At 37.2% G+C, this 21453-nt stretch carries 16 protein-coding genes and 1 pseudogene; 6 read left to right on the top strand and 11 right to left on the bottom strand.

Annotated features, from left to right (window positions below; translation table 11 throughout):
• Both NEOC84_RS06610 and NEOC84_RS06615 read left to right on the top strand, forming a co-directional pair.
• The coding region (locus tag NEOC84_RS06610; protein WP_166157006.1) for an IS1634 family transposase at positions 1 to 781 on the top strand (781 nt) is incomplete at its 5' end.
• 349 nt (positions 782 to 1130) lie between these two features.
• Positions 1131 to 3092, top strand: coding sequence for a leucine-rich repeat domain-containing protein (locus NEOC84_RS06615; RefSeq protein ID WP_166157009.1), 1962 nt, complete (start codon positions 1131 to 1133; stop codon positions 3090 to 3092).
• A gap of 537 nt (positions 3093 to 3629) precedes the next feature.
• Here NEOC84_RS06615 and NEOC84_RS06620 read toward each other — a convergent pair.
• Positions 3630 to 4307, bottom strand: coding sequence for a transposase (locus NEOC84_RS06620; RefSeq protein ID WP_166157012.1), 678 nt, complete (start codon positions 4305 to 4307; stop codon positions 3630 to 3632).
• A gap of 2 nt (positions 4308 to 4309) precedes the next feature.
• On the opposite strand from NEOC84_RS06620, the gene NEOC84_RS06625 reads away from it, so the two are divergent.
• Entirely contained in the window at positions 4310 to 4687 is a 378-nt protein-coding gene (locus NEOC84_RS06625; RefSeq protein WP_166157015.1) for a Fic family protein, read from the top strand.
• Positions 4688 to 5300: 613 nt separating this feature from the next.
• Complete coding sequence (locus tag NEOC84_RS06630; RefSeq protein ID WP_166157018.1) at positions 5301 to 10310, top strand: RHS repeat-associated core domain-containing protein; 5010 nt, start codon at positions 5301 to 5303, stop codon at positions 10308 to 10310.
• Positions 10311 to 10863: 553 nt separating this feature from the next.
• Here the strand turns inward: NEOC84_RS06630 and NEOC84_RS06635 are convergent.
• The 4 genes and pseudogenes from NEOC84_RS06635 to NEOC84_RS06650 form a co-directional block, all read right to left on the bottom strand.
• Positions 10864 to 11673: pseudogene (locus tag NEOC84_RS06635) on the bottom strand (IS5 family transposase).
• A 429-nt stretch (positions 11674 to 12102) separates the two neighbouring features.
• The gene (locus NEOC84_RS06640; RefSeq protein ID WP_166157021.1) at positions 12103 to 12282 is read right to left on the bottom strand and encodes a hypothetical protein; all 180 of its coding nucleotides are present in this window, start codon (positions 12280 to 12282) and stop codon (positions 12103 to 12105) included.
• Entirely contained in the window at positions 12282 to 12617 is a 336-nt protein-coding gene (locus NEOC84_RS06645; RefSeq protein WP_166157024.1) for a transposase, read from the bottom strand. The genes NEOC84_RS06640 and NEOC84_RS06645 overlap by 1 nt, the downstream gene beginning before the upstream one ends.
• A gap of 78 nt (positions 12618 to 12695) precedes the next feature.
• Positions 12696 to 13088 (bottom strand): transposase, encoded by a 393-nt coding sequence (locus NEOC84_RS06650; RefSeq protein WP_166157027.1) that lies wholly within the window; start codon positions 13086 to 13088, stop codon positions 12696 to 12698.
• Positions 13089 to 13364: 276 nt separating this feature from the next.
• On the opposite strand from NEOC84_RS06650, the gene NEOC84_RS06655 reads away from it, so the two are divergent.
• Both NEOC84_RS06655 and NEOC84_RS06660 read left to right on the top strand, forming a co-directional pair.
• On the top strand, positions 13365 to 14753 hold the full coding sequence (locus NEOC84_RS06655) for a hypothetical protein (RefSeq protein WP_166157030.1): 1389 nt from the start codon (positions 13365 to 13367) through the stop codon (positions 14751 to 14753).
• An 8-nt stretch (positions 14754 to 14761) separates the two neighbouring features.
• On the top strand, positions 14762 to 15427 hold the full coding sequence (locus NEOC84_RS06660; RefSeq protein WP_166157033.1) for a hypothetical protein: 666 nt from the start codon (positions 14762 to 14764) through the stop codon (positions 15425 to 15427).
• A 216-nt stretch (positions 15428 to 15643) separates the two neighbouring features.
• Here the strand turns inward: NEOC84_RS06660 and NEOC84_RS06665 are convergent, their stop codons facing one another.
• From NEOC84_RS06665 to NEOC84_RS06690, 6 genes are all read right to left on the bottom strand, one after another.
• Entirely contained in the window at positions 15644 to 16885 is a 1242-nt protein-coding gene (locus NEOC84_RS06665) for a transcription antitermination factor NusB (RefSeq protein ID WP_166157036.1), read from the bottom strand.
• Complete coding sequence (locus NEOC84_RS06670) at positions 16869 to 17768, bottom strand: putative DNA-binding domain-containing protein (protein ID WP_166157039.1); 900 nt, start codon at positions 17766 to 17768, stop codon at positions 16869 to 16871. The genes NEOC84_RS06665 and NEOC84_RS06670 overlap by 17 nt, the downstream gene beginning before the upstream one ends.
• Positions 17765 to 18643 carry a DUF692 domain-containing protein gene (locus tag NEOC84_RS06675; protein WP_166157042.1) on the bottom strand — a complete coding sequence of 293 codons (879 nt, stop codon included), beginning with the start codon at positions 18641 to 18643 and terminating at the stop codon, positions 17765 to 17767. The genes NEOC84_RS06670 and NEOC84_RS06675 overlap by 4 nt, the downstream gene beginning before the upstream one ends.
• 79 nt (positions 18644 to 18722) lie before the next feature.
• Positions 18723 to 19226 (bottom strand): hypothetical protein, encoded by a 504-nt coding sequence (locus NEOC84_RS06680; RefSeq protein ID WP_166157045.1) that lies wholly within the window; start codon positions 19224 to 19226, stop codon positions 18723 to 18725.
• Between the two features lie 195 nt (positions 19227 to 19421).
• A complete protein-coding gene (locus tag NEOC84_RS06685) occupies positions 19422 to 19958 on the bottom strand; it encodes a hypothetical protein (protein ID WP_166157048.1) in 537 nt (178 codons plus the stop codon).
• Between the two features lie 605 nt (positions 19959 to 20563).
• A complete protein-coding gene (locus NEOC84_RS06690; RefSeq protein WP_166157051.1) occupies positions 20564 to 21001 on the bottom strand; it encodes a DUF2267 domain-containing protein in 438 nt (145 codons plus the stop codon).
• Between the last annotated feature and the right edge of the window lie 452 nt (positions 21002 to 21453).

Consider the following 21453-nt stretch of genomic DNA (forward strand, 5'->3'; position numbering starts at 1 on the left):
GCTTTTAGTCTATTCTGAACAAGCTTTTATAAGGGAAAAGAAAACCTTAGATAGGCAAATAGAAAAAGAGCTGCAAGCAAAAGTCAAAGAATTAAAGCAACTTGCCTCAAAAGCTTTTGATTGCGAAAAAGATGCTAAAGCAGCCTTGAAAGCTTTTGAAAAAAAGCTTAAATATCATCGTCTAGACAAAATAAATACTATACAAAAACGAAGCAAGCAAGAACCTGGCAGACCTAAAAAAGAGCAAGCTTTATCAATCCAGTATAGAATGGAGGCAGCTTTAGCAAAAGATGAGCAAAAAATTTCTACTAGCTTACAAAGAAAAGGAAAATTTATCCTGGCCACTAATGAGCTGAATGCCGAGCTTCTTTCAAATGATGATCTGTTAGACAATTATAAAGGCCAACAATCGGTGGAAAGAGGATTCCGCTTTCTCAAAGATCCCTTATTTATGACTTCGTCGGTATTCCTTAAAAATGAGCAAAGGATTATAGCTTTAGCTATGATTATGTGTCTTTGCTTGCTAGTTTATACCCTTACTCAGCGCCATTTACGTCAACAATTAGAAAAGCTGTCTACCTCCATTCCTAATCAATTAGGAAAACCTACAAAGATGCCTACCCTGCGCTGGATTTTCCAAGTTTTTGAAGGTGTGCACCTCTTAATCAAACGTACTCCTGAGGGTATAAAAGAGTTAATCCTTAATTTAACTCCTAATATGAGGCATATTTTGCAGGTTTTAGGCCCTCCTTTTCAGAAATTATATGCTAATGGAAATTAACTTGCGGAATGTGGGTATTAAGCTCATGCAGCAAGAATTTTCATGTCCAAACGTTGCTAAGAGCATCCATTAGATAATTTCTTAAAAAAACTTAAATATATATAGATTATAGAATTTGAAGTTATAGCAACTCAAAAGCATGTTACGTCTGGTCGGCCCAAAGCTGAGCAAAAACCTTCTATATCTAGCTATCACCTAAAAGGCATAATAGCTTGCACTTTGCCTAACAAGTTAGCCGATACCCTCGCGATGATAAGGCTATGATTTCGTTTGACTTGCTTTTTTAATTTTTATACATTGTCTTTAAATAATAAAAATGCTGAAAATTTATCACTACCTAAGAAATAAAATGCATCCTATCTCTTCGGCCTCTATTGAAAGCTTGCCCAATGAATTGCTACTCCCTATCTTAGAGGCTTGCGTAGTTCCTTCCTTATTTAGCGTCTGTAAAAGATGGCATCATCTGCTGGCTTCTGAAGTCATGCCTTCTCTTTATAAGCAAATAGGTAAAGTGCATGTTCCTCAAGGAAATGTTAAGGAGCAGGCTCTTATTGTAGATAGGATTTATAAGCTAGAAGAAAAGCTTTCTGAGGCCGCAAAGGTAAATGCAATCTTTAGGCGAATCTTTACTTTAGCCAAGTCTTTTTCAGCTTTAGAGTTTAAAGTGCAAATAGAAGAAAAGAGGTATCTTACTCTGGCTAACTACTCTTCCTATCTTCTAAATATTAATCGCCTTTTACTTTGGAAAAAACTTCCTGGTGGGGAAGAATACTTGAGCCGAGAAGAAATTAAGCACGTGTTTCTAGGAAAAAAAGGAGAGCTTTTTAGAGATTGGATTGCAGAAAATCGTGAAAACATCACGGCTTTAGATTTATCTAGAATAGGCTTGACTTATTTACCCTCAGAAATAGGCCAATTGTCTCAGCTGCAATATCTTTACTTAGATCATAACCAACTCACCACTCTGCCTGCAGAAATCGGGCAGTTATCTGAGCTACAAGTTCTTGGCTTAGGAGAAAACGAGCTCACCAACCTGCCTGCAGAAATCGGTCGGCTACCTCAGCTGCGACATCTTTTCTTAAATCAAAACCAGCTCACCGCTCTGCCTGCAGAAATCTGGCAATTGTCTAAGCTGCACACGCTTGAATTAAATCAAAACCAGCTCACCACTTTGCCTGCAGAAATTGGGCGGCTGTCCCAGCTGGAACGGCTTGAATTAAGAGAAAACCAGCTCGCCGCTCTACCTACAGAAATCGGGCAATTGTCTAAGCTGCACGCGCTTGACTTAAGAGAAAACCAGCTCACCACTTTGCCTGCAGGAATTGGGCGGCTGTCTCAGCTGGAATGGTTTAACTTAAACCAAAACCAGCTCACCGCCCTGCCTGCAGAAATCGGGCAATTGTCTAAACTGCACACGCTTGAATTAAATCAAAACCAGCTCACCAGCCTGCCTACAGAAATCGGGCAGCTGTCTAAGCTGCAATATCTTTTCTTAAATCAAAACCAGCTCACCAGCCTTCCTGCAGAAATAGGTCCATTGTCTCAGCTGCAAGGGCTTTGTTTAAATCAAAACCAGCTCACAGCTCTGTCTATAGAAATCGGTCGGTTACCTCAGCTGCGACATCTTTACTTAAATCAAAACCAACTCACCGCTCTGCCTGCAGAAATTGGGCAGCTATCTCAGCTGCAAGAGATTGATTTAAGCCAAAACCAGCTTACCGCTCTTCCAACAGAGATAGGGCAGCTACCTAAGCTGCAAAGGCTTGAATTAAATCAAAACCAGCTTACCACTCTTCCTGCAGAAATCGGGCATCTGTCTCAGCTGCTAGTGCTTGACTTAAATCAAAACCAGCTCTCCGCTCTGCCTGAAGAAATCGGGCGGCTACCTCAGCTGCGACATCTTTTCTTAAATCAAAACCAGCTCACCACTCTGCCTGTAGAAATAGATCAATTGTCCCAGCTGAAACAGCTTGACTTAAATCAAAACCAACTCACCAGTCTGCCTGCAGAAATCGGGCAATTGTCTGAGCTGCAATATCTTCACTTAAATCAAAACCAGCTCACCACTCTGCCTGCAGAAATCGGGCAGTTGTCTGAGCTACAAATTCTTGATTTAAGAGAAAACCAGCTCACTGCTCTGCCTGCAGAAATAGGTCTATTGTCTCAGCTGCAAAGGCTTAAATTAAATCAAAACCAGCTCACCGTTCTGCCTGCAGAAATCGGACGGTTGTCTCGGCTGAAAAAGCTTGGATTAGCGGAAAATCCTTTGAAAGATATTCCAGAAAGAATAAGGCAACGTTTTCAATTGTAGAATGGTAAGTACTTTTAAGATCTGGGTAGGCTAAATGAAATAAAAAACTTTTAGCCCTCTTACTTTAAGCAAGTCATCCGCTTTCCTCCCGCAACTAAGCAAAGTTAGACTAACCTTCACATTTATAAGGACAAGAAGTTTTTCTCTTTTTCTACAGAGTGTTATAGCTGGGAGAACAACCTTTCTTGACAGGAAGAAGCTAGGCGTATATTTCATCATGCGGTAGAAGAAGTAAAACATTGAGCTAAAAAGAGCTGTTTTTCTCAAATAAAGCAAAGAATCAATCTCTTTCTTTTAGCCAAACCAGAATTGCCATGTCACTTAATCCCCAAAACCTGTGGCTGCTCCTAAATCGGAAGTTCCATTTTTTAAAACTAATTAGTAGTAAACAAGCTCTTGATTATTAAAAACTTATGTTTTTTGTCTACGTTTTTTTCTAGTGACTACAGGCTCATGATTCTTTGATAAAACTTTTGGTAACTCTTCTTTTAAAGCTTCAAGTATTTGTCTGTTTTGGTGACGTGGTTCAGGGATTTGCTAAAAACTTAAGCCTTCATTTACTGTCCATTCTATTAATGTTAAAGTAGATAAACTGCGTAAGCCCTCTTCTACTGTTAAATAAAGGTCCTTCCAGGCTTTATCAAGCTCTCTGATAATCACGTAGGCTAACATTACAATTAAAACATGGCCCTTTGTACTTTCTTCTGAACATACATAGACTGGCCTTATTTCAAGATCGCTTTTTACTGTTCTAAAAGCTGATTCAACCCTAGCTAAATCTTTATAACGATCATGTATTTCTTGCATGCTCACTTCTTCGCAAGCAAGATCGGTTTTAATCACATAGCAATCATCTAGCTTAACATCCTCAGCTAGCATTTCCTGATCAAGGCATATAGATAAGCTTCTATCTTGCGTGCTAGCTGCCACGCAAGTTTTAAGCGCTAAACGCTCGATTTTAGCTTTAATTTTTTTCAGGCCTACTTCTACCTGTGCTTTGGGATGTGCATGTAGATAAACATTTTGCGCGGAGACCCATTTTTCTATGCTAGCTAGCTTGCTGAGAGGAGAATGGGCGATTTCCTGGGCGCGCACAGGATTACGTTTAAGAATATATCTTATCCCATCTTCTTTGACTTCAGCTAAGTTCTTATCAAATAGGGTATATTCGATCACACCTCTTTTCATTAAGGTCTGTATTTGAGCCTTTGCCATAAATGGGTACCCTCAATATTATCGACTGGTGTAAAGAAAATGGAAGCCCCAAGCTCACTTTGGAAATGCGAGCGGAATCAGTCGTGACCACTTTCTTGCCCTCGTCTTTCTTTGCCACAGGGAAAAGGCCCGAAGAACAGGCAGAAGAAGCCAAAAAAGTCAGACCCGAGTCCTTGGAAAAAGAAGTGATAAGATTGCTTCGAAAAGAATCTTTATCGAAGAGTGAAATATCTCAAATCCTGGGACATAAACACATTTCAGAGGGATTAAAAAAAGTTCTCTCTTCGTTGCTTAAACAAGGAAAAATTATCTACACATTATCTGAAAAGCCTAATAGTAGGCTGCAAAAATATAAATTGACTGATAAAACTAAGGATTAAACTCAAAATTAAAATATTTTCAATTTAAGTCTCTTTTTTTACTGCTTGAAAATCAAAATTTCCTTAGACTTAACACCTTTAAACAGCTAAAAAGGGCTGAGGAAATGGATAGGATTTTTTTACGATACTATCTCTTAATGCTTTTTGCTTTGTCTCTGTATACGCCTGCTCTTTCTGCTAGTCAGTTACAACTTGTATCTACCGAATCACATCCAGAGGCGTTTATTCAAAATAAGAACATTTGTCATTAACTGGCATTTAACCTAATCTTTTTTCTAATTGATATTTTTTATCAACAATTTTCCATTAAAGCATCTGTTTAGCTAATGAAACATAGTCTTTTCTTGATCAGCTAAAAACTGAGCTTGCTGAATAAGAAAGCTAAAAGCAATCTTCAAGCACGTTTTTACTTGAGCTAACTCTTTTCTCCCTGCGAAGCTAAAGTGAAATCGGCCGAAAAATATTTCAGAAAAAAATATAAGAAAGAGAAGCTAAAAAAATCATATGTAAAGTTTATTTTTAAATCATAAAATTTCATTATAAATAGATTGTCTCTTGCCCTTTAAGTTTATTCTTGGTTAAGCTATTTCTGTTATTTAATTTTGGTTAGTTCATGAAGAAGCTTATTTGCTTATTTATTATTTTATTCATCAATTCCTACGGTGCCTATACGCAAGAGCTCCCTTCTTCTTCATTATTACCTTCCTTGCATGAGTGGCAAAATCCTACTTATGTATTTGATTCAGTAAATATCATGACCGGCCAGTACACGGAAGCTCAAAACGATTTACATCTTAGCGGGCCGGCTCCTCTCAGCCTGCGCAGATATCACACGGGAGAAGACTGCTTTTTATCGGGATGGCAGTGTAACTTCCCTAACCTATTTAACGCATCTACGCCAGGAGAGGCAGGCCATTTTACCTCTACGCACAAAATCTCGTATGAATATGATCAAAAAAATCGCTTAAAAACTGTAAAAGCCTCTGACTTTGCTGATGAACATCTCTACAGCTGGTTGAACATTCAACATAGCGATGACCCTTATAAGCAATGCATCATTCAAACCCATGATAACCAGCAAATCACCTATCGCTTCCGTGATCCTGGTTTAATTGCCGAAGTCATTTCCTCAAGCGCTCCTTCTATTGCTTATCACTATCAAAAGCACCCTTCCCAAGAAGGTTACCTTATCACCCGACGCGAATTACCAGAAGGCCGTTATGTAGAATATGAATATTATGAAAAAGGTCATCCTCATGCTGGAAAAGTTAAAATTCAAAAAAGCCCTGTAGGAGAAGATGCCACCGCTATTGTTACTCGTAGCTTTGTTTATCATGAAGGGTATACGGAGGTCTATGATGCTTTTAATTGCAAAACCATTTATCGCTTCTGCGATGGATATATAACAGATATTGAAAATTACGATTCAGCCGGCCAATTTTCTCGCCTAGAAAAATTAATATGGACTCAAGCTTCAGGAAAAAAGGAAAACAGCAAACAGCTTCGTACCCGTTATATAGCCGATGCTCAGGGTACTATTCTTATTGCCCACTCCTTTTCTTATGACAACCAACAGCGTTTAATTAAAGAAACCCTATATGGCAACCTTACTGGCACATGCACGCTAGCTATTCAAATAGGCCCCGATGCTTATCCTTTAAAAAATGGGATAGAGCATTATAGCATAACCTATGAATATGCAAATGATCTTCTACAGAGCACAGAAGAAGATAATGGAAAAAAAATAATTTATGCATATTTCCCTAATACTCCCTACCTTCAGTCCAAGTTAACATGCATTAACGACAAAATTATTCTAAGAGAATTTTACTCTTACAATCAAACTGGGCAGGTCACCACCTTTAGCAAAGACGATGGATCTTCAAAAAATATAAACGACCTTACCAACGTCAGCGAAAGGCAGATAAAAACAATTAGCTATCGTACGGACCATCCTGCCTTAGGTTTACCAGAAAGCATAGAAGAGAGGGCATTGAATCTTTCTACCGGCCAAACTCATCTTATAAAAAAAATCATCTATCACTACAACCATCAAGCGAAGGTTATTCAAGAGGACTATTACGATGCGAATAATCAACATTATTATTCCATAAATAACACCTATGATGAGCGCCAAAAGCTTATTACTTCATCCGATGAAGTTAAAGGGCTTACCGAGAAGAGCTATGATTTAAATGGCAATCTATTAAAACAAACATGTATCAGCCCTACAGGTATCTCACAACAAATTATCCATACCTATGATTTTGCCAATCGTTTAATTAGTAGCGAAGTTTTAGATAACAATGATCAGACTAAAAAAACTTACTTTCATTATGATTTAAAAGGCAATAAGAGAGCATTTATTGACGAGTGTGGTAATCAAACTACCTATGAATATGATAGCTTAGGTCGTGAGACTCAAGTGATTTATCCGGCCGTCTTGGACGAAAACCTTAACATTATTAATCCCTCTAAGCAGACAAGTTATGATGTACTTAATCGCGTGATAGCCCAAACGGATGCAAAAGGTTGTACTACTTACACTCAATACAATGCTTATGGTAAGCCTATCCTCATCCTCTACCCTGATCAAAGAGTGGAAAAATTTATTTATAATTTGGATGGCTCTTTAAAAGTTGCTTTTGATATTCAAGGAAATTATATAGTTTATCATCGTGACCCTTTAGGGCGACTCTTTAAAAATGAAGCTTTTGATAAAACAGGCGCTTTATACAAAGCCACTACTTTTATTCATAATGCCTTCCATTTATTAGAAGCAAGAGAGGCCACAGGTCGAAGAATTTGCTATAAGTACGACTATATGGGCCGTTTACAAGCTCTCGAGCAAATGACAGGAAAAACTATTAGTAAGCGATTAACCTATGAATATAATCATTTAGGTCAGCAAACCGTTTCTAAAGAATGGTATGGCCCCCATTTTGAAAATTTTATTGCTACTATTAAAGAATATGATTTTAAAAATGATTTAAAATCTACCCGCCTTGAAGATGCCAACGGTAAGATACAAAAGATGACTTTGGTAGAGCCGACTTCTGTACAATCTTCTTCCATTGAAGAGCTTGTTTTCAATTCTCTAGGACAGCAAGTGCTTCAACAAGCTGTGACTGACCCGTCAGGAAATGTGACTCTCACTCTTTACGATGCGATTAAACGACCTGTGAAAATAACCAAGAAGAACAGCCTAGGTGACATACTTTCCTTACAAGAATTACAGTGGGATGCGAATAATCATAAAGCTAAGGAAACTTACTTTCTAAGCCACGGCAAAACTATCAGTACAGTATGGCATTATGATTCCTATGATCGCCTTGTTAGATGCATTGAAGGATTTGGTACAGTAAGACCCATGACTACCCAGTATGCTTACAATGAGGTAGGTCAGCTAAGTGCTCTTCTTAAGCCGGATGGGGTAACAATCTTTTATGAATATGATTCTCTAGGCAACCTTACTTCCCTTCATTCTTCTGATCTTACGATCCACTATATTCTTTCCTATGATTCTCTCCAGCATATCACCCATATTGAAGATAAAGTTCATTCCTTATCTACACGGCGCACGTTTTCTCTCGACGGATGCTTATTAGAAGAAGTACAAGGCAACGGATTAAAAACCACCCGGCATTATGATGAGCTCAACCGCTGCATTCAATTAGATCTTCCGGATACATCTTCCATTAAATATAGTTACGACAGTCTCTACCTTAGAGAAATTGAGAGGCAGCGTCTTTTAAAAGATCCCTTGATTCATAAGTATCAAGAGCGAAATTTAAATGGTCATCCACTGATTAGTGACTTGGCGGGCGGCATAGGTCAAGAGCTACGTAGTTATAATAGCAAAGGTTATCTTACTCATATTTCTACGCCTTTTTGGTCTGAAGCTATCCATTATTTGCCTGAAAAGCCGCAGATTATCGAAAAGATTACTTTTAAAGATTTTACTGGGGAATATAAGCACAATTTTATTTACGATGATCAAAACTACCTAACAAATGAAGCAGGACTTTTTAGCAACACCTACACCTATAACTGGCTAGGAAATCAAACGTCTAAAAATTATGAAGAGTGCGCAATTAATCCTTTGGGGCAACTAATCGGTTACCATAACACCCACAATTGTTATGATGCTAACGGCAATTTGAAAGAAAAGATAATCGAAGGTAAGAGACTTCGTTTTGAATATGATGCTTTGAACCGCATGATAACTATGCGCCAGAATAACGGGGAAGTTTATCGATATACTTATGATCTTTTTCATCGGCGCTTGTCAAAAACATGTTTTGCTTCTAATGGCGAAAAAAAATGGGAACAAAAATATCTTTATGATGGTTTAAATGAAATTGGAGCAGTCAATGATAAAAATCAAATAACTGAATTGCGTGTGCTAGGTGAGGGGCTAGGAGCAGAAATCGGCAGCGCCGTCCTATTAGAAATAGAAGATCAAGTATACGTTCCTTTCCATGATCATCGCGGCTCAGTCTGTGGACTTATCTCACTTGCCGATCAAACCTTGATAGAACAAGCCCATTATTCTGCTTTTGGGGAAGAAAAGAGAGAGCCCTCCTTCTGCAATAATCCATGGCGCTTTTCCAGTAAAAGAATGGACCTAGAGTCTGGACTGATTTATTTTGGAAAACGTTACTACGATCCTTCCCTAGGCCAATGGACCACACAAGATCCCTTAGGTTCGATGGAAAGCCCTAACCTCTATGCTTTTTCCTCTAATAATCCCATCAATCGCATGGACCCTTATGGCCTATTCTCTTTTAGTAACCTATGGAGCGCTATTTACTCCCAAGTTACCGATATCGGTCAGCAAATTTTTAGCTTACTTCGCAATATGCACGCCTTCATGTCTACACATCTTTCATTGGAACATAATTTTAATGAGAAGATTGAAGGAACAGCCAGCGCTATTTTTGGAAAGCTGACCTTAGGCATCTGTGGCTTTTATATAGGAAAGAATGAAGCAGGGGTGATAGGGCAAGGAGAAATAAATGACAAAGTCAGAATTACTTTGATTAATGGGATTTTAAATGCTCGCCATGATGTCATGTATAGCTTAGAAATAATTTCAAAATTTCATGGAGACAATAACATCCACTATATTTTCCGCCCCACTGAAGGATGGACTTACGATTTTCTAAAATCTCTAGCCGTTAGATGTGGATGGGTTTCTCCTCAAGCTAAACAGCTTGCTTCAAAGTGGCGGGAATTGATAGCACAAATAGGCGGTGTGGAAGGCGGAGGAAGAATTATTCATTATGCGCATAGTATTGGGGCTTCTGATACCTTAAGAGCTAAAGGTCTTTTATCAGCTGAAGAGCTAAATATGATAGACGTATATACTTTTGGATCTCCTTGCCTACTGGCAGCAGGGGGATTTCAAAATGTGATTAACTATGTAAGCCTTGGAGATGCGGTCTGCTATTTAGATCCCATCACCTACATTAAATCTTTCTTAGATCCTCAAAAGCATATTACATTTTTACCTAGCTCCTGGGGTCTTCCCCTTATAGATCATCAGCTAGGATTTCCAACTTATCGTAAGCTTTTAGAAGCTTTAGGAAAAGAATTTTTAGAAATCTATAGGGCCAGATAAAAAAATATTGTAGTTCGACCTGATTTACCCTAAAAACCCTCATCATTGCATCAGCTTTAGAAAGAAAAAATGTAAATTTCCTTTTAGTGCTGAGCTAAAAAAGTAGAAACCCAAGAATTTTTGTTAGTGAGAATGAAAATTGGCTAAAATTTAAGAGTTCTAGCGTAGGAGGTAGCCTTCAGGATAGGTTTTTAAAGCAACTTAAAGAAGAAATTAAGCTTTTTAGCCTGGATAAAGACGTCTGAGAGAACGTTGAGCGACTAGCCAGTTATAGATTAAGCGCATGTTATGGCCAATCCCACATCAACTGGCGTTATAACGGTCTCCCCATGAACCTTTAAGATAGTTGCAACCCAGTTTACCATCATTCTTCGTATGGCCGATATGAAGTTCTATGGCTTGGCGCCTTTTGATTTGGGTTTTAATCCACTGAGTCAGGCCTTTTCTTTGCCCAGAGATAAATATAGTTTTACCTTCTACTGTATGGCCTCGATAACCTTTATCTACAAATGCTACTTCAATAGACCTCTTTCAAAACTCACTCATTTACTTCCTAGTTATAGGTTACTGCAATTAAGTTAAAGCGAAGTGCAAATCTTTTACGTTTATTTCTGTAGTGATCTGTTATGATTTTAAATCACTTAAGGAGGCCACTTACATTTTCATTAGCAACTCTTTGTCTTGATAAGCTTTGATTTGCTTTTTTGTCCTCGTTAGTTAGAGGATTTTTCTTACTCTTTTTCTTAGGCATCTGCGTTTGAATATGCAGCTTTTTTAATCCTTGATAACCTGAATCAATTAACACTTTTATTTGTGGAGGGATTTTAAATTGGGATTCTTTAAATAGCCTAAAATCATGCTTTTTACCATTCACATAGGAAGTGCAAATCACTTTCTTACTTTTTTTATCGACTACAAGCTGCGTTTAGGGTATGTTTTTTCTTTTTCCCTGAATAATAGCGCTTTTGTTTTTTTTAGGGCGCTCAATAGGCGTTTCTGTAGCATCAACCAAAATAACCTCATATTCTGCATCACTTTTCAACAGTTCTTTACGTCCCGGTAAGGCAAAATCTGGATGCTTGATTAAGGTATCTTCAATCCATTTCACCGCTTTATAAGCTGAGCTTTCACTAACTCCATAGCTTTGGCTAATATGAAAATAGGTCCTATATTCTCGCATATATTCCAATGCCATCAACAACATGTCTTCTAGACTTAATTTATATTTACGCCCACCTTTAATCTTCTTGGCCTTATCGGCTTCCTGTAAAATTTGCGCCATCTTATCAAAGGTGGTACGCTTGATCCCTGTCAGTCGTCGGAAGCGTTCATCATTTAATTTCTCTATCTTATCAAATTTCATATTGCCTCCTTTAAATATTGAGTCACCATCTTACTAAAATTTGCATTTTTATTACAGTTTCGAAAGAAGTCTAATATTCTTGCTGCTGTTGTTTTGAGCATTTTTAATAGCTTCTTCAAGTGTGTGCTCATCGTATGGGTTACCATGAATGGCTCTGACATCTAAAACTAACCCTTCTTGATGAGTGATGACTAGAGAAGCTTTGCAGCCAAATTCATATTTTTCCTTTACTTTGCCTTTAGCAATACATTCTACATGGGGTTCATGCAGGCTATAAACTTTGCAAGAATCATTTCTTTGTTGAGCATAAATACGCTTAATAATTTCTAAAAAATAAGAGCTTTCGGGCTTAAGAGATTGTCCTTCTGTTTTCTTTCAAAATCACGGATTAATCTTCCTAAATAATTATGCAGCCTTTTTTCTTCTCGTTTAGCTCTTTTCAGCTGACGAGCATAGGCTTAAGCGAGCACGCATGTGAAAGGCTTTTTTAGCCAGCTTTTCGTAGGTTTGGCGCAAAGTGATTTGGCAATTATCAGCCATTTTCACAATCACTTGAATAGACTTAAAGTAAAGCTTGGCATCGCTAGGAAAAGCGATAGCTTTAGGCATTAGGGTTGTATCAGCAATGACTTTTTTAAGTCTTTTTTCACTGCGCCTGTCAAAACAGCTGCTGCTATTGTCCCTTGTAAAATCTTGCTAAGTCCAGCTTCGCCTAGTCTAGACCTCCATTTAATTAAAGAAGTAGGATGGATAGGCAGCATATGATGCCAAAAATCATACCCACGAAAATATTGCCAATAAGGATTTTCTACCCATCGATACGCTACATTTTCATCCGAAATTCCATACCTATGCTGTAAGACAAAGAGCTCTACAACTAGCTTTACAGGTTTAGCTGGCTGCCCTATCTTTTCTACAAACAGCTTATTAAACTCTTCTTCCAACTCCTTCCATTCAATCTCTGTCGTTACAAACTGCGCTACTAACTACAACTGCTATTAACAGTCCCAAGTGATCTACTACTATTTGCCTTTTCCTACCTTTAATTTTCTTGCCGCCGTCGTAGCCGCAGAGCCCTTTTTTTCAGTTGTTTTGACACTTTGGCTATCGACTATAGAAGTTCCGCTAACTTGCCTTAAGCTTTGGCGAAGCGATCGCCTTAAATAAGTATTAATTTGTTCGAATAAATTACTCTGTTTCCATCTTAAAAACTGAGAATAGACCGATTTCCAAGGAGGTAGATCATGAGGAAGATCTGTCCATTGGCAACCTGTCCTTAAAACATAAAAGATGGCATTAAGCATCTCTCGTCTAGAGTGCATAGGTGGCTTGCCAGCTTTCTTCTTGCATATTATAGGTTCAAGCACTTGCCATTCTTGATTATTTAAATCGCTAGGATAAGGTTTTCTTATCATATTAGGCTCCTGGTTAAACAGCCTCTATTTTAAACGATTTTAATAATTCAGAGAATGTCTCTTAGATATGACATGCTTTAAATAATTTTAAGGCATGTACTTATTAAAATTATTATATGTACATATTTTAAATTTTTATTAAATCTTTAACAATATTTTATTTTTAACTATCTTAAAATATAATTAAAAATAAATTATTTAAATAACAATTATTTAATCAAATTAGTTATAATAAATTTATACATAACATTATCTATTATTTTAATATGGTTATTTATGGATAGTAGTGCGAGTAGTTCATTCGTTAGATTTGACCTTCCTACTCTTCCTCTCGATGATTGGAATACTCTTGTCAACCAAATGTTAGATAGTCGTCAAGAAGCTGTTAAAAAGAATGAGAGAAAATATATTTATTTGAACTATCAAGAGAACGAAATTGCTTTAGGCTATAAGAAGGGAGTTCCAACAGGTTTTAAAAAATTAGCACCGAAAGAAATAGTAGATATCTTTTTTAATAAGCTACCTAAGCATTTAAATGAACATCAAGTTAACGAAACGCAACAAAATATAGATAGAATTTTTCAGATAAAAGAAACTAAAATCCTACCAGGAAAACTCTTTAGCATTTTTAGCTCAAGTTCTTTTGAAAGCAAAGCACTTGTTGAACTGGCTATCAATCATCGTGCTGTGTTGGGAAAATTAGAAAAAATTCTACCCGAAACTAATCACATCATTCGTTCCACAGCAGGAAAAACGGGGATATATTTTCTTCATCATGAGGCTTATGAAGAGCCGCCTTTAGCTCTAAAATTAATGTCTAATCCCATAACGCATGTTATTGCTGATCGGTTTTATAAAAAGCTAAATTTTTTAACTCCTCTTTATACAGCATTTCCTAGAGAATCCGAGTTAGGAGAACTAGCTGTGCAAAAACTAAAAGATTTGGGAATAGATAATTTAAAAGAAAAGCAAGAGACAACGAACGATAGGCAAGAAAAAGAAGCATTGGAAAGGAAAATTGCACAGCTAGAATATCAATTGCAGGATACCCAACATATAATGGTAATGACATATGTTCCAGGCATAACTTTTGCTGAATTACACCTGGATGATCTTATAGAAACTCTGTTACAAGAAAAAGTATTATTGGATATAGGAGAGATGATTTTTTTAGACGTGTTATTACATAATACGGACCGCATGCATCCTGAAAGATCAAATAATTTAGATAACCTCCTATTAAATCCTAACGCTTCGAATGAAGAGAGAGGTATAGCTTTAATTGATCATGATTTTAAGGTTAATCGTAGAAACTGGAAAACTATTGCTACGAGCCTTATGAAGTTAGCAAAAGGGGAATTAACTGAACAAATTATTAAGAACTTGAAAACTTCTGTTAATATAAGGCTTAGCAATGATCCTGTAGCAGCAGAAACTTATCAAGAACAGCTAAACCAACAAGGAAAGAACATTAAGAAATGCTTAGAACAAGGCTTTCATAGAGGAGCGCAAAATTTGCTGCAAGCTTGTCGTGAACCAGGAGTATTATCCTCCTTATTAGAAGTCTCCTCCTCCAGTAATCTATCTTTCCCAAAAGAAGAGTTTTCTGATAGAGTACAAATATTTACAGAACTATTGAAAATAGTAAAAAAACATTATAGCTAGGAGAAAAAATGAGTGGACCTATTGAAAGACCACACCAGGACTTGGCAGCTCGAGTAGCTTTTTTAAAAACGTTTACTTTAACTTTTAGCAGCCATTTAAAATTAAATATAGACACTTATAATCGTATAAAATATTATGTAGCTCGTGCTTTTAAAACTAGTATAATTTCTAACTTAGAAAAACTACATTATCAATTAATCAAAAAAACCCATCCTACTAACAATAAAAAATACAAATTAATTATTAAAGATATAGAAAATTATCTGAAAAATAAGCAACAATTTTTAACTTTCTTAAGTAACAATTTATTGGTGGATGTACAAGATCCTTGGCTATTAGCTTATAATCAAACCAAAAATATATCTCTACAAGAAGCTAGTGAACATTTACAAGACCTTTTATTTTCTTGGGAAGAACTAGCAAAATATGAATTAGAAGAGTTTATTCCCTTAGACTTAGAGGATTTAGATGAATATATGAAAAAATTAAAAGAGGTCTATCAACCCTTATTAGAGATAAATTCCTCTCCTGCCCTTCGATCTGCCGAAAATAAAAGGCTTACCGAATTAGCTGATAAAATCTCTACTTTAAAAAATAAGATAGAAAACCAAAATTTTTCAGAAATTCCTTTGCTATGTCAACATATTCGTACCATTATAAATATCACAGACTAAGTGTTGGAAACGCTAACTCCATCCAATAAATCAGGGAAATAGGATGAAGGTTTAGAGGCGAATAGATGGAAGAGTATGCGGATTATTAGATGCTTAAAAAAAACTAAGTCTGCATACCCCATCCGCTAAAAGCTGCCTCTCTACTTAAGGAAATTTATTTATAAATCAGGCGACTGCGTAAGGAGGAACTCAAAAAGCCTATAATTTCTCTGTTTTTTATCTTAATTTCTTAACTAAACAGCAGGCAAAGCCTCCATCCCATCCTTCTGCATTAGGCAAGATGGAAATAAGATTCTTTTTCATTAACCCCAGTTCTTGGCACGCTATAGCTACTATCTCTTCATTTTCTTCCGGGAGAATGCTGCAGGTCATGTACCAAATTTCGCCTTCATTTTCCAACAGATGAGCAGCATGTTTTAACAAATTAAACTGGATGATTTTAAGCTGCTTTGCTTGATCTTCGTGTAATCTCCAGCGAGCTTCAGGACGTTTACTCAAAACTCCACTATTACTGCAAGGCACATCTAAAACGATAAGATCAAATTTTTTATCAAGTTCTAGCTTCTCGCCTTCACTGCAGCTTACTTGAGCTTGCACACCATATTTTGCAAAATTGTCTTTCAGTTTTTGTATTTTTTGCAAAGAGACATCATTGGCATATAGGGCTGCTTGAGGGAAAAAGTCATGAAGGGCCAAGGTTTTGCCCCCAGGAGAAGCGCATACATCCAAAATGCTAGTAGGAGTTTTACTTATTCCTTGAGAAAGATTTGCTATTAAGCTTGCTGGTGTAACATTTTGAATGTAATAATTTGCGGAAGAAGCTACCCATTTAACCTCAGAAGCAGGGACGGTAATGATCTTGACTGGCTTTTCTATAACTGTGTTCCATTCTGCCGGGGTTTCTACTATATTTCTTAGCCGAGCCATTGTTAAGACAGGCTTATTGCTAGCTTCTAAAATCTTTATTGTCGTCTGTAAGCCGTAGTGTTTGTTGAGAGCTTTAATAAAATAAAGGGGGAATGAATAGCGGATACTAAGAGAAGATAGATCCATCCCTTGGGGTAGACTTAAAGAAAGAAGAGGAAACTTTCTTAATATAGCATTTAAGTAAGCAACAAAGTAAGAATGGAAATGTTTCTTTGCAATCTTGATTGACTCATCCGCAATAGCGTAATGAGGGAGCTTATCTAAGAAGTAAAATTGATATAAAGCTGTGCGTAATAAAGCCTTTTCTTTTAACTTTAAACGCATCTTTTTCTTTTCAGAGAGCTGCAAAGCCAAATAATCTAAGGCTAGAGCCATCTGAGCAGAACCGTAAGCTATTTGATGGGCTAATTGATAATCTTGGGAAGAAGGCTGCTCTTTTTTAAACCACTCTCCTAAATATTCGGAGATAAAGCTTTCCCCTTTTAAGGAATGTAGAAGGGCGAAAAATGCTGCTTCACGACTGTTTATCATCAAAATATAGCCATTGCCGGAACACCCATTCTTGAAGCCAAAGATGTAGCTTGCTTGCTGCCTCGGCATAAAGCTGCTCATCTTGCTGCTCAAGCCATTCGCAGGCTTCTTCAAGACTTGTTCCTGTTAAAAAAAGATTTAGGAAACGAAAAGCAGAAAAGTCAATTTCGTCCCACTGTAAATTATTTTCACTATTACGGTATACCACAAAATAATGGGGACGATCTTGAGCTAGGTTAGGAAAATCATGATTTTCCCAATATTCTGCCTCTTGCTTTATCATTTCCTGCCGAAAAGCAAACATATCATAACGCAAATTAAATAAGAAAACATGAGGCTGTAAAGACATACGCCGTTTAAGAGTCTTATCCATTCCTGCTGCTATTGTATGGGCATTCACAGGAGAATAATGGGCAGCAAAAAAAGAATAGTTTAAAGCGGCGTCAACCCTTGCTGCATCTAATACTAATTGTTTATCGTTTTCCTGATAGCTCTCATCTATCCACTGAGGAAGCCGATCACTAAGAAAATTTAACGACCAGGTGTCAGGAGGATAATGAGTAAGATAAGGCTTGCCAATTTTTTCATTAAAGTCATGATGTCCAAACAGGCGCACCACAAGAGGTGTGGCATCATGCAAAATACTTAAAAGCCTCCACCAATATTGCTGATTATAAAGCTCTATACGTTGAGCGGGCCTTAAAGTAGGGCTAGGAACGATGTATTCAAATGCTTCTTCTTCCATGCTCTCTTGTGAAGGAGAGATAGGATTCATACGGCTATCTTGATCGACAGGCCTTACTAGTATACTTGCAAACCACTCTTGCAGCTTTTTAAGGTTAGCAGGCGCTTGCTTATCAAACCTTAATTCCATTGCCTTCATACTTCTACCCCTTGCAATTGGCGCATCGGCCTTTCAAGGCTAGCCTTGTCATGTAAATATTTCTGAAACTTTTTTGCTTTTAAAGCCTCCTCCCAAGTTTCTTGAAAGCTAAGAAAATTATCGTCCCATTCAAGTAAAGTGGAAACTCCCCCTGTGCGGGGATAGATATCGGCATATAAATCCCACACTTCATCGCGAACATAATTGTCATGGGTATCTAATACATAGTCGCCATGATCGTTATGGCCCGCTAAGTGGATTTGCAACACCCGATCATAGGGAAGGTTTTGGATATATTTTTGCGCATCAAAGCCATGGTTACGACTAGAGACATAAATGTTATTGACATCCAACATCATAAAAATGTTAGCTTTCTCTACAACAGCCGTGTAAAATTCCCATTCAGGCATCTCATCCTCTTGAAAAGCTACATAAGAAGAAAGGTTTTCAAGAGCAAAAGGAATTTCTAGGTAATCCTGTACGATACGTGCTCTTTCAGCTACATAGTTGATGACTTCTTGGGTATAAGGCAAGGGAAGTAAATCATGATAGTGCGCACCGGGCAGATGGCCCCAACATAAGTGATCAGATAACCAGGGTGTCTTGGTTAAACGCGTTAAAGCTTTAAGTTTTTTTAGATAAGTGTAGTCTAAAGGCTCAGCACTTCCGATTCCTAGAGCTACTCCATGTTGCACGACCTGATATTTAGCTAAAATTTTCTCAAGATTTTCAAGAGGCTTGCCACCTTCCACCATGAAATTTTCGCTAATAATCTCAAACCAGTCAATTTCAGGTTGTAAGCGAAAAATGTCTTCATAGTGGACATGTCTTAAACCTATTCCGATTCCTAAGTTAGGAATATTTGCATTTTTCATAGCCATCCTGGCAATACTTAAATTTTTTTGTTACTACCATAAGTTTGAGGAAGAAAAATATAGGCCTAGCATTTAAGATTTAATTTCCGTTAGCAAGCGCCCTTTTTTTCATCATTTTATCATAAACTAGCTTAACAGCAAGGTTTTTGTCTGCGATCGCACATTTACCTTGCCCCTTGCAAGAGCCCTGCCCGGCACACTCATGCTTGTCAGTTTTACAGGCATTTAGCCCTTTGCATTGATTAGTATTTCCGCAACGTGCGCTTGCCACTTGCTGTGCTAATTTTTTATTAGCTACATCTAAAGCTTGGTAATTTTGCTGGCCCTCCTCATTAAGCTCAAGCAGCAACTCCTCTTCATCCATCAGATGATAGCCTAAATTACCAGCATTAGGATCGACTTCAGCTTGCGTAGTAGCCGTAGAAGGGGCCGAAGGAGGACTGCTTTTGCCAGGAGTAGAGACGGCAGCTAACAGGGTAAGATAGGTACGGGAAGAAGGCTGCTGCGCATGGACAGATTGCGAAAGCATCATGCCACCTGCCAAGCCCAATAAAGCCAATTTTTTAAGATCTCTTTTCTTCATTTCTCTCCTCTTGTCCGAATCATAAGTTTTTAAGCTCAATCATGAATAAAAAAAGTTAACTTAAGCCTAAAGGTTAAGTGCTTATAAATGGCCTATCAATTTAGACTTCATTTAATTAGCGATAGAAGCTGATAAAAGTGCGTGCATATCCAGGACGCTAAAACTTAAAGATATGCACGCACTAGGAGTCAAACCTTAATTAGAGCCTTGATTGGTTTGTGCACGTTTTTCGGCTTGCTTTTGTGCAGCAACTTTGATAGCAAGATTCTTATCTTTAAAGTTGCAAGCGCTTGATCCTGCACAAGAACCTTTGCCTGCACAGCTATGCTCCTCTGTTTTGCAAGAGTTTAAGCCTTTGCAATCATTATTTCCTTTGCATGTTCTGCTAGCTAACTTCTGTGCTAAAGCTTTCCCTTCTGCATTCAAACTATTGTAATTTTCTTTACCTTGTTCGTTCAATTGGCTTTTCAATTGATCTTCCGTCATCAATTGAGTAGCAGAGCTACTTTTAAGGCTTTCATCAGCCTCAGCGATGATACGAGATTCACGATTTAAACCAGAAGAGGGTTTGCCTTGATTTCCGCATGTGCCAGCTCCGCAACCGCTAGCCATGAGCACTCCAGGTGTTGCTAAATGATTGCTAGTATCAGCATAAATAGAACTCTGAGAAGCCATCATTACGCCGCCTGTAATACCTAACAAAGCAAGTTTTTTGAGATCTTTTTTATTCATTCTAACACTCCTAAAAAATTTATGGGTTTTCTTCAACTTTTACAGATAAAATATTCATTTAACATTCATTTCTCTCAAATGCAAGTTTTTTTTATTACCTTTTTTGTCTTTCAGAGAAAAAATTTCAATGAGCTTATATTTTATACGAGGTAAAGATAGACATTTACTCTTAAAGGGCTTTAGATGATATCTCTAGCAAGCAAAAGACAAAAAAGTAAGCTTTTTAAATTAAAAAGCCTTTAAGTTATTTAAAATAGAGGAGTTATTATACATAATACCCTAGAGAAACTTGCAAAGGCAAAGTCTCTATAAGCTACCCTTTAGTTAAAATTTATAGCCTTAAGAAAAAAAATAAGTTGAATACTTAGCTCAGCCCTGCGCTTTACATAAGTGGTTTAAGATAAGCTTTCAGTGGATAGAAGAGAAAAATTTAAAGGATAAGAAATCAAGAAAGATTGTAGATCATTACAATAGCTAATAGAAAATTTTAAAATTTATATTTAAGCGTTTATAGCAAAGCTTTTGCCTGGCCTTTAAAGGGCTCAAGGCAAAAGCGCAGTAAGTTCTTCTTCGCACCATCTTCAGCAGAAAGACAAAAAGTCTGACTAACCTTCAGAAGAAGGCCAAAGCGCAGCGATAGGAAGAGGCAAAACTTGCCTGATATGTTCAATCTCTCCTTTAGAGACATGCTGAGTAACTACTTGGAATACAGCACGCACTATTTTTTCTACATCAGAATATTGTACTAATGCTAGGCTATTAAAATGAAAAGCCACAAAATCTAAAAATTCTTCCGTAGTTTTAACCTTAACGGGCATTATAGACGGCTTCCATCCTTCATAATAGAATCCTCGGACTAACATAGGCAATTGAGCACTTAATTTCGCAGACACTTCTACGGATAAACGATCACGCAAAGCTTGCAGTGTTCCTTTTAAAGCCAAATAAGCTTTTTTTTCGTCAGTCCATCCCAGTAACTTCATAAGATCTTTAAGCCACTCATGGGTTTTTTGTAAAGTTGTCTCAAATACATCTACTGACATATCAGCCTCCTTATGTTAAAGGTACCTCAAGAATAGCGTAAGACTAGAAAACTATATTTTCAAGTTAATAAGATCGAAAAAAATCTACAACTATAAATTTTTTAAAATCCTAATCCCCTCATCAGCTAGTTTAGCTAGGATAAATTATTTAAAAAAACTTTAGCACTAGATTTTCTAGGCTTATCTTTTTTTAAACTCTTTTTACAAAGGGGCGTTGTTGCGTAAATGCTAAGAAGTGTATGCGATAAGATTGCCCTTTAACACATAAGAGCTATAAAATTAGTTTGCAACAACAAAAATATAGGCAGGCTATGGAAAAAAAAGTCACTTACCGCATACGTAATTGGTCCGAGTATAACAAAGCTTTAGAACAAAGAGGAAGCATAACTTTATGGTTTTCGGATGAAACCATTAAAGGATGGAGGGAAAATAAAAGCACGGGGAAGAAGGGC

It is taken from the genome of Neochlamydia sp. AcF84 (assembly GCF_011087585.1).
In the GTDB taxonomy this organism is placed as follows: Bacteria; Chlamydiota; Chlamydiia; order Chlamydiales; family Parachlamydiaceae; genus Neochlamydia.

Bases quoted from the DNA above. Each gene is read 5' to 3' on its own strand.
- NEOC84_RS06615 (WP_166157009.1), top strand. From the start codon at position 1,131: ATGCATCCTATCTCTTCGGCCTCTATTGAAAGCTTGCCCAATGAATTG.
- NEOC84_RS06620 (WP_166157012.1), bottom strand. From the start codon at position 4,307: ATGGCAAAGGCTCAAATACAGACCTTAATGAAAAGAGGTGTGATCGAA.
- NEOC84_RS06625 (WP_166157015.1), top strand. From the start codon at position 4,310: ATGGGTACCCTCAATATTATCGACTGGTGTAAAGAAAATGGAAGCCCC.
- NEOC84_RS06630 (WP_166157018.1), top strand. From the start codon at position 5,301: ATGAAGAAGCTTATTTGCTTATTTATTATTTTATTCATCAATTCCTAC.
- NEOC84_RS06640 (WP_166157021.1), bottom strand. From the start codon at position 12,282: ATGCCTAAAGCTATCGCTTTTCCTAGCGATGCCAAGCTTTACTTTAAG.
- NEOC84_RS06650 (WP_166157027.1), bottom strand. From the start codon at position 13,088: ATGATAAGAAAACCTTATCCTAGCGATTTAAATAATCAAGAATGGCAA.
- NEOC84_RS06655 (WP_166157030.1), top strand. From the start codon at position 13,365: ATGGATAGTAGTGCGAGTAGTTCATTCGTTAGATTTGACCTTCCTACT.
- NEOC84_RS06660 (WP_166157033.1), top strand. From the start codon at position 14,762: ATGAGTGGACCTATTGAAAGACCACACCAGGACTTGGCAGCTCGAGTA.
- NEOC84_RS06665 (WP_166157036.1), bottom strand. From the start codon at position 16,885: ATGATAAACAGTCGTGAAGCAGCATTTTTCGCCCTTCTACATTCCTTA.
- NEOC84_RS06670 (WP_166157039.1), bottom strand. From the start codon at position 17,768: ATGAAGGCAATGGAATTAAGGTTTGATAAGCAAGCGCCTGCTAACCTT.
- NEOC84_RS06675 (WP_166157042.1), bottom strand. From the start codon at position 18,643: ATGAAAAATGCAAATATTCCTAACTTAGGAATCGGAATAGGTTTAAGA.
- NEOC84_RS06680 (WP_166157045.1), bottom strand. From the start codon at position 19,226: ATGAAGAAAAGAGATCTTAAAAAATTGGCTTTATTGGGCTTGGCAGGT.
- NEOC84_RS06685 (WP_166157048.1), bottom strand. From the start codon at position 19,958: ATGAATAAAAAAGATCTCAAAAAACTTGCTTTGTTAGGTATTACAGGC.
- NEOC84_RS06690 (WP_166157051.1), bottom strand. From the start codon at position 21,001: ATGTCAGTAGATGTATTTGAGACAACTTTACAAAAAACCCATGAGTGG.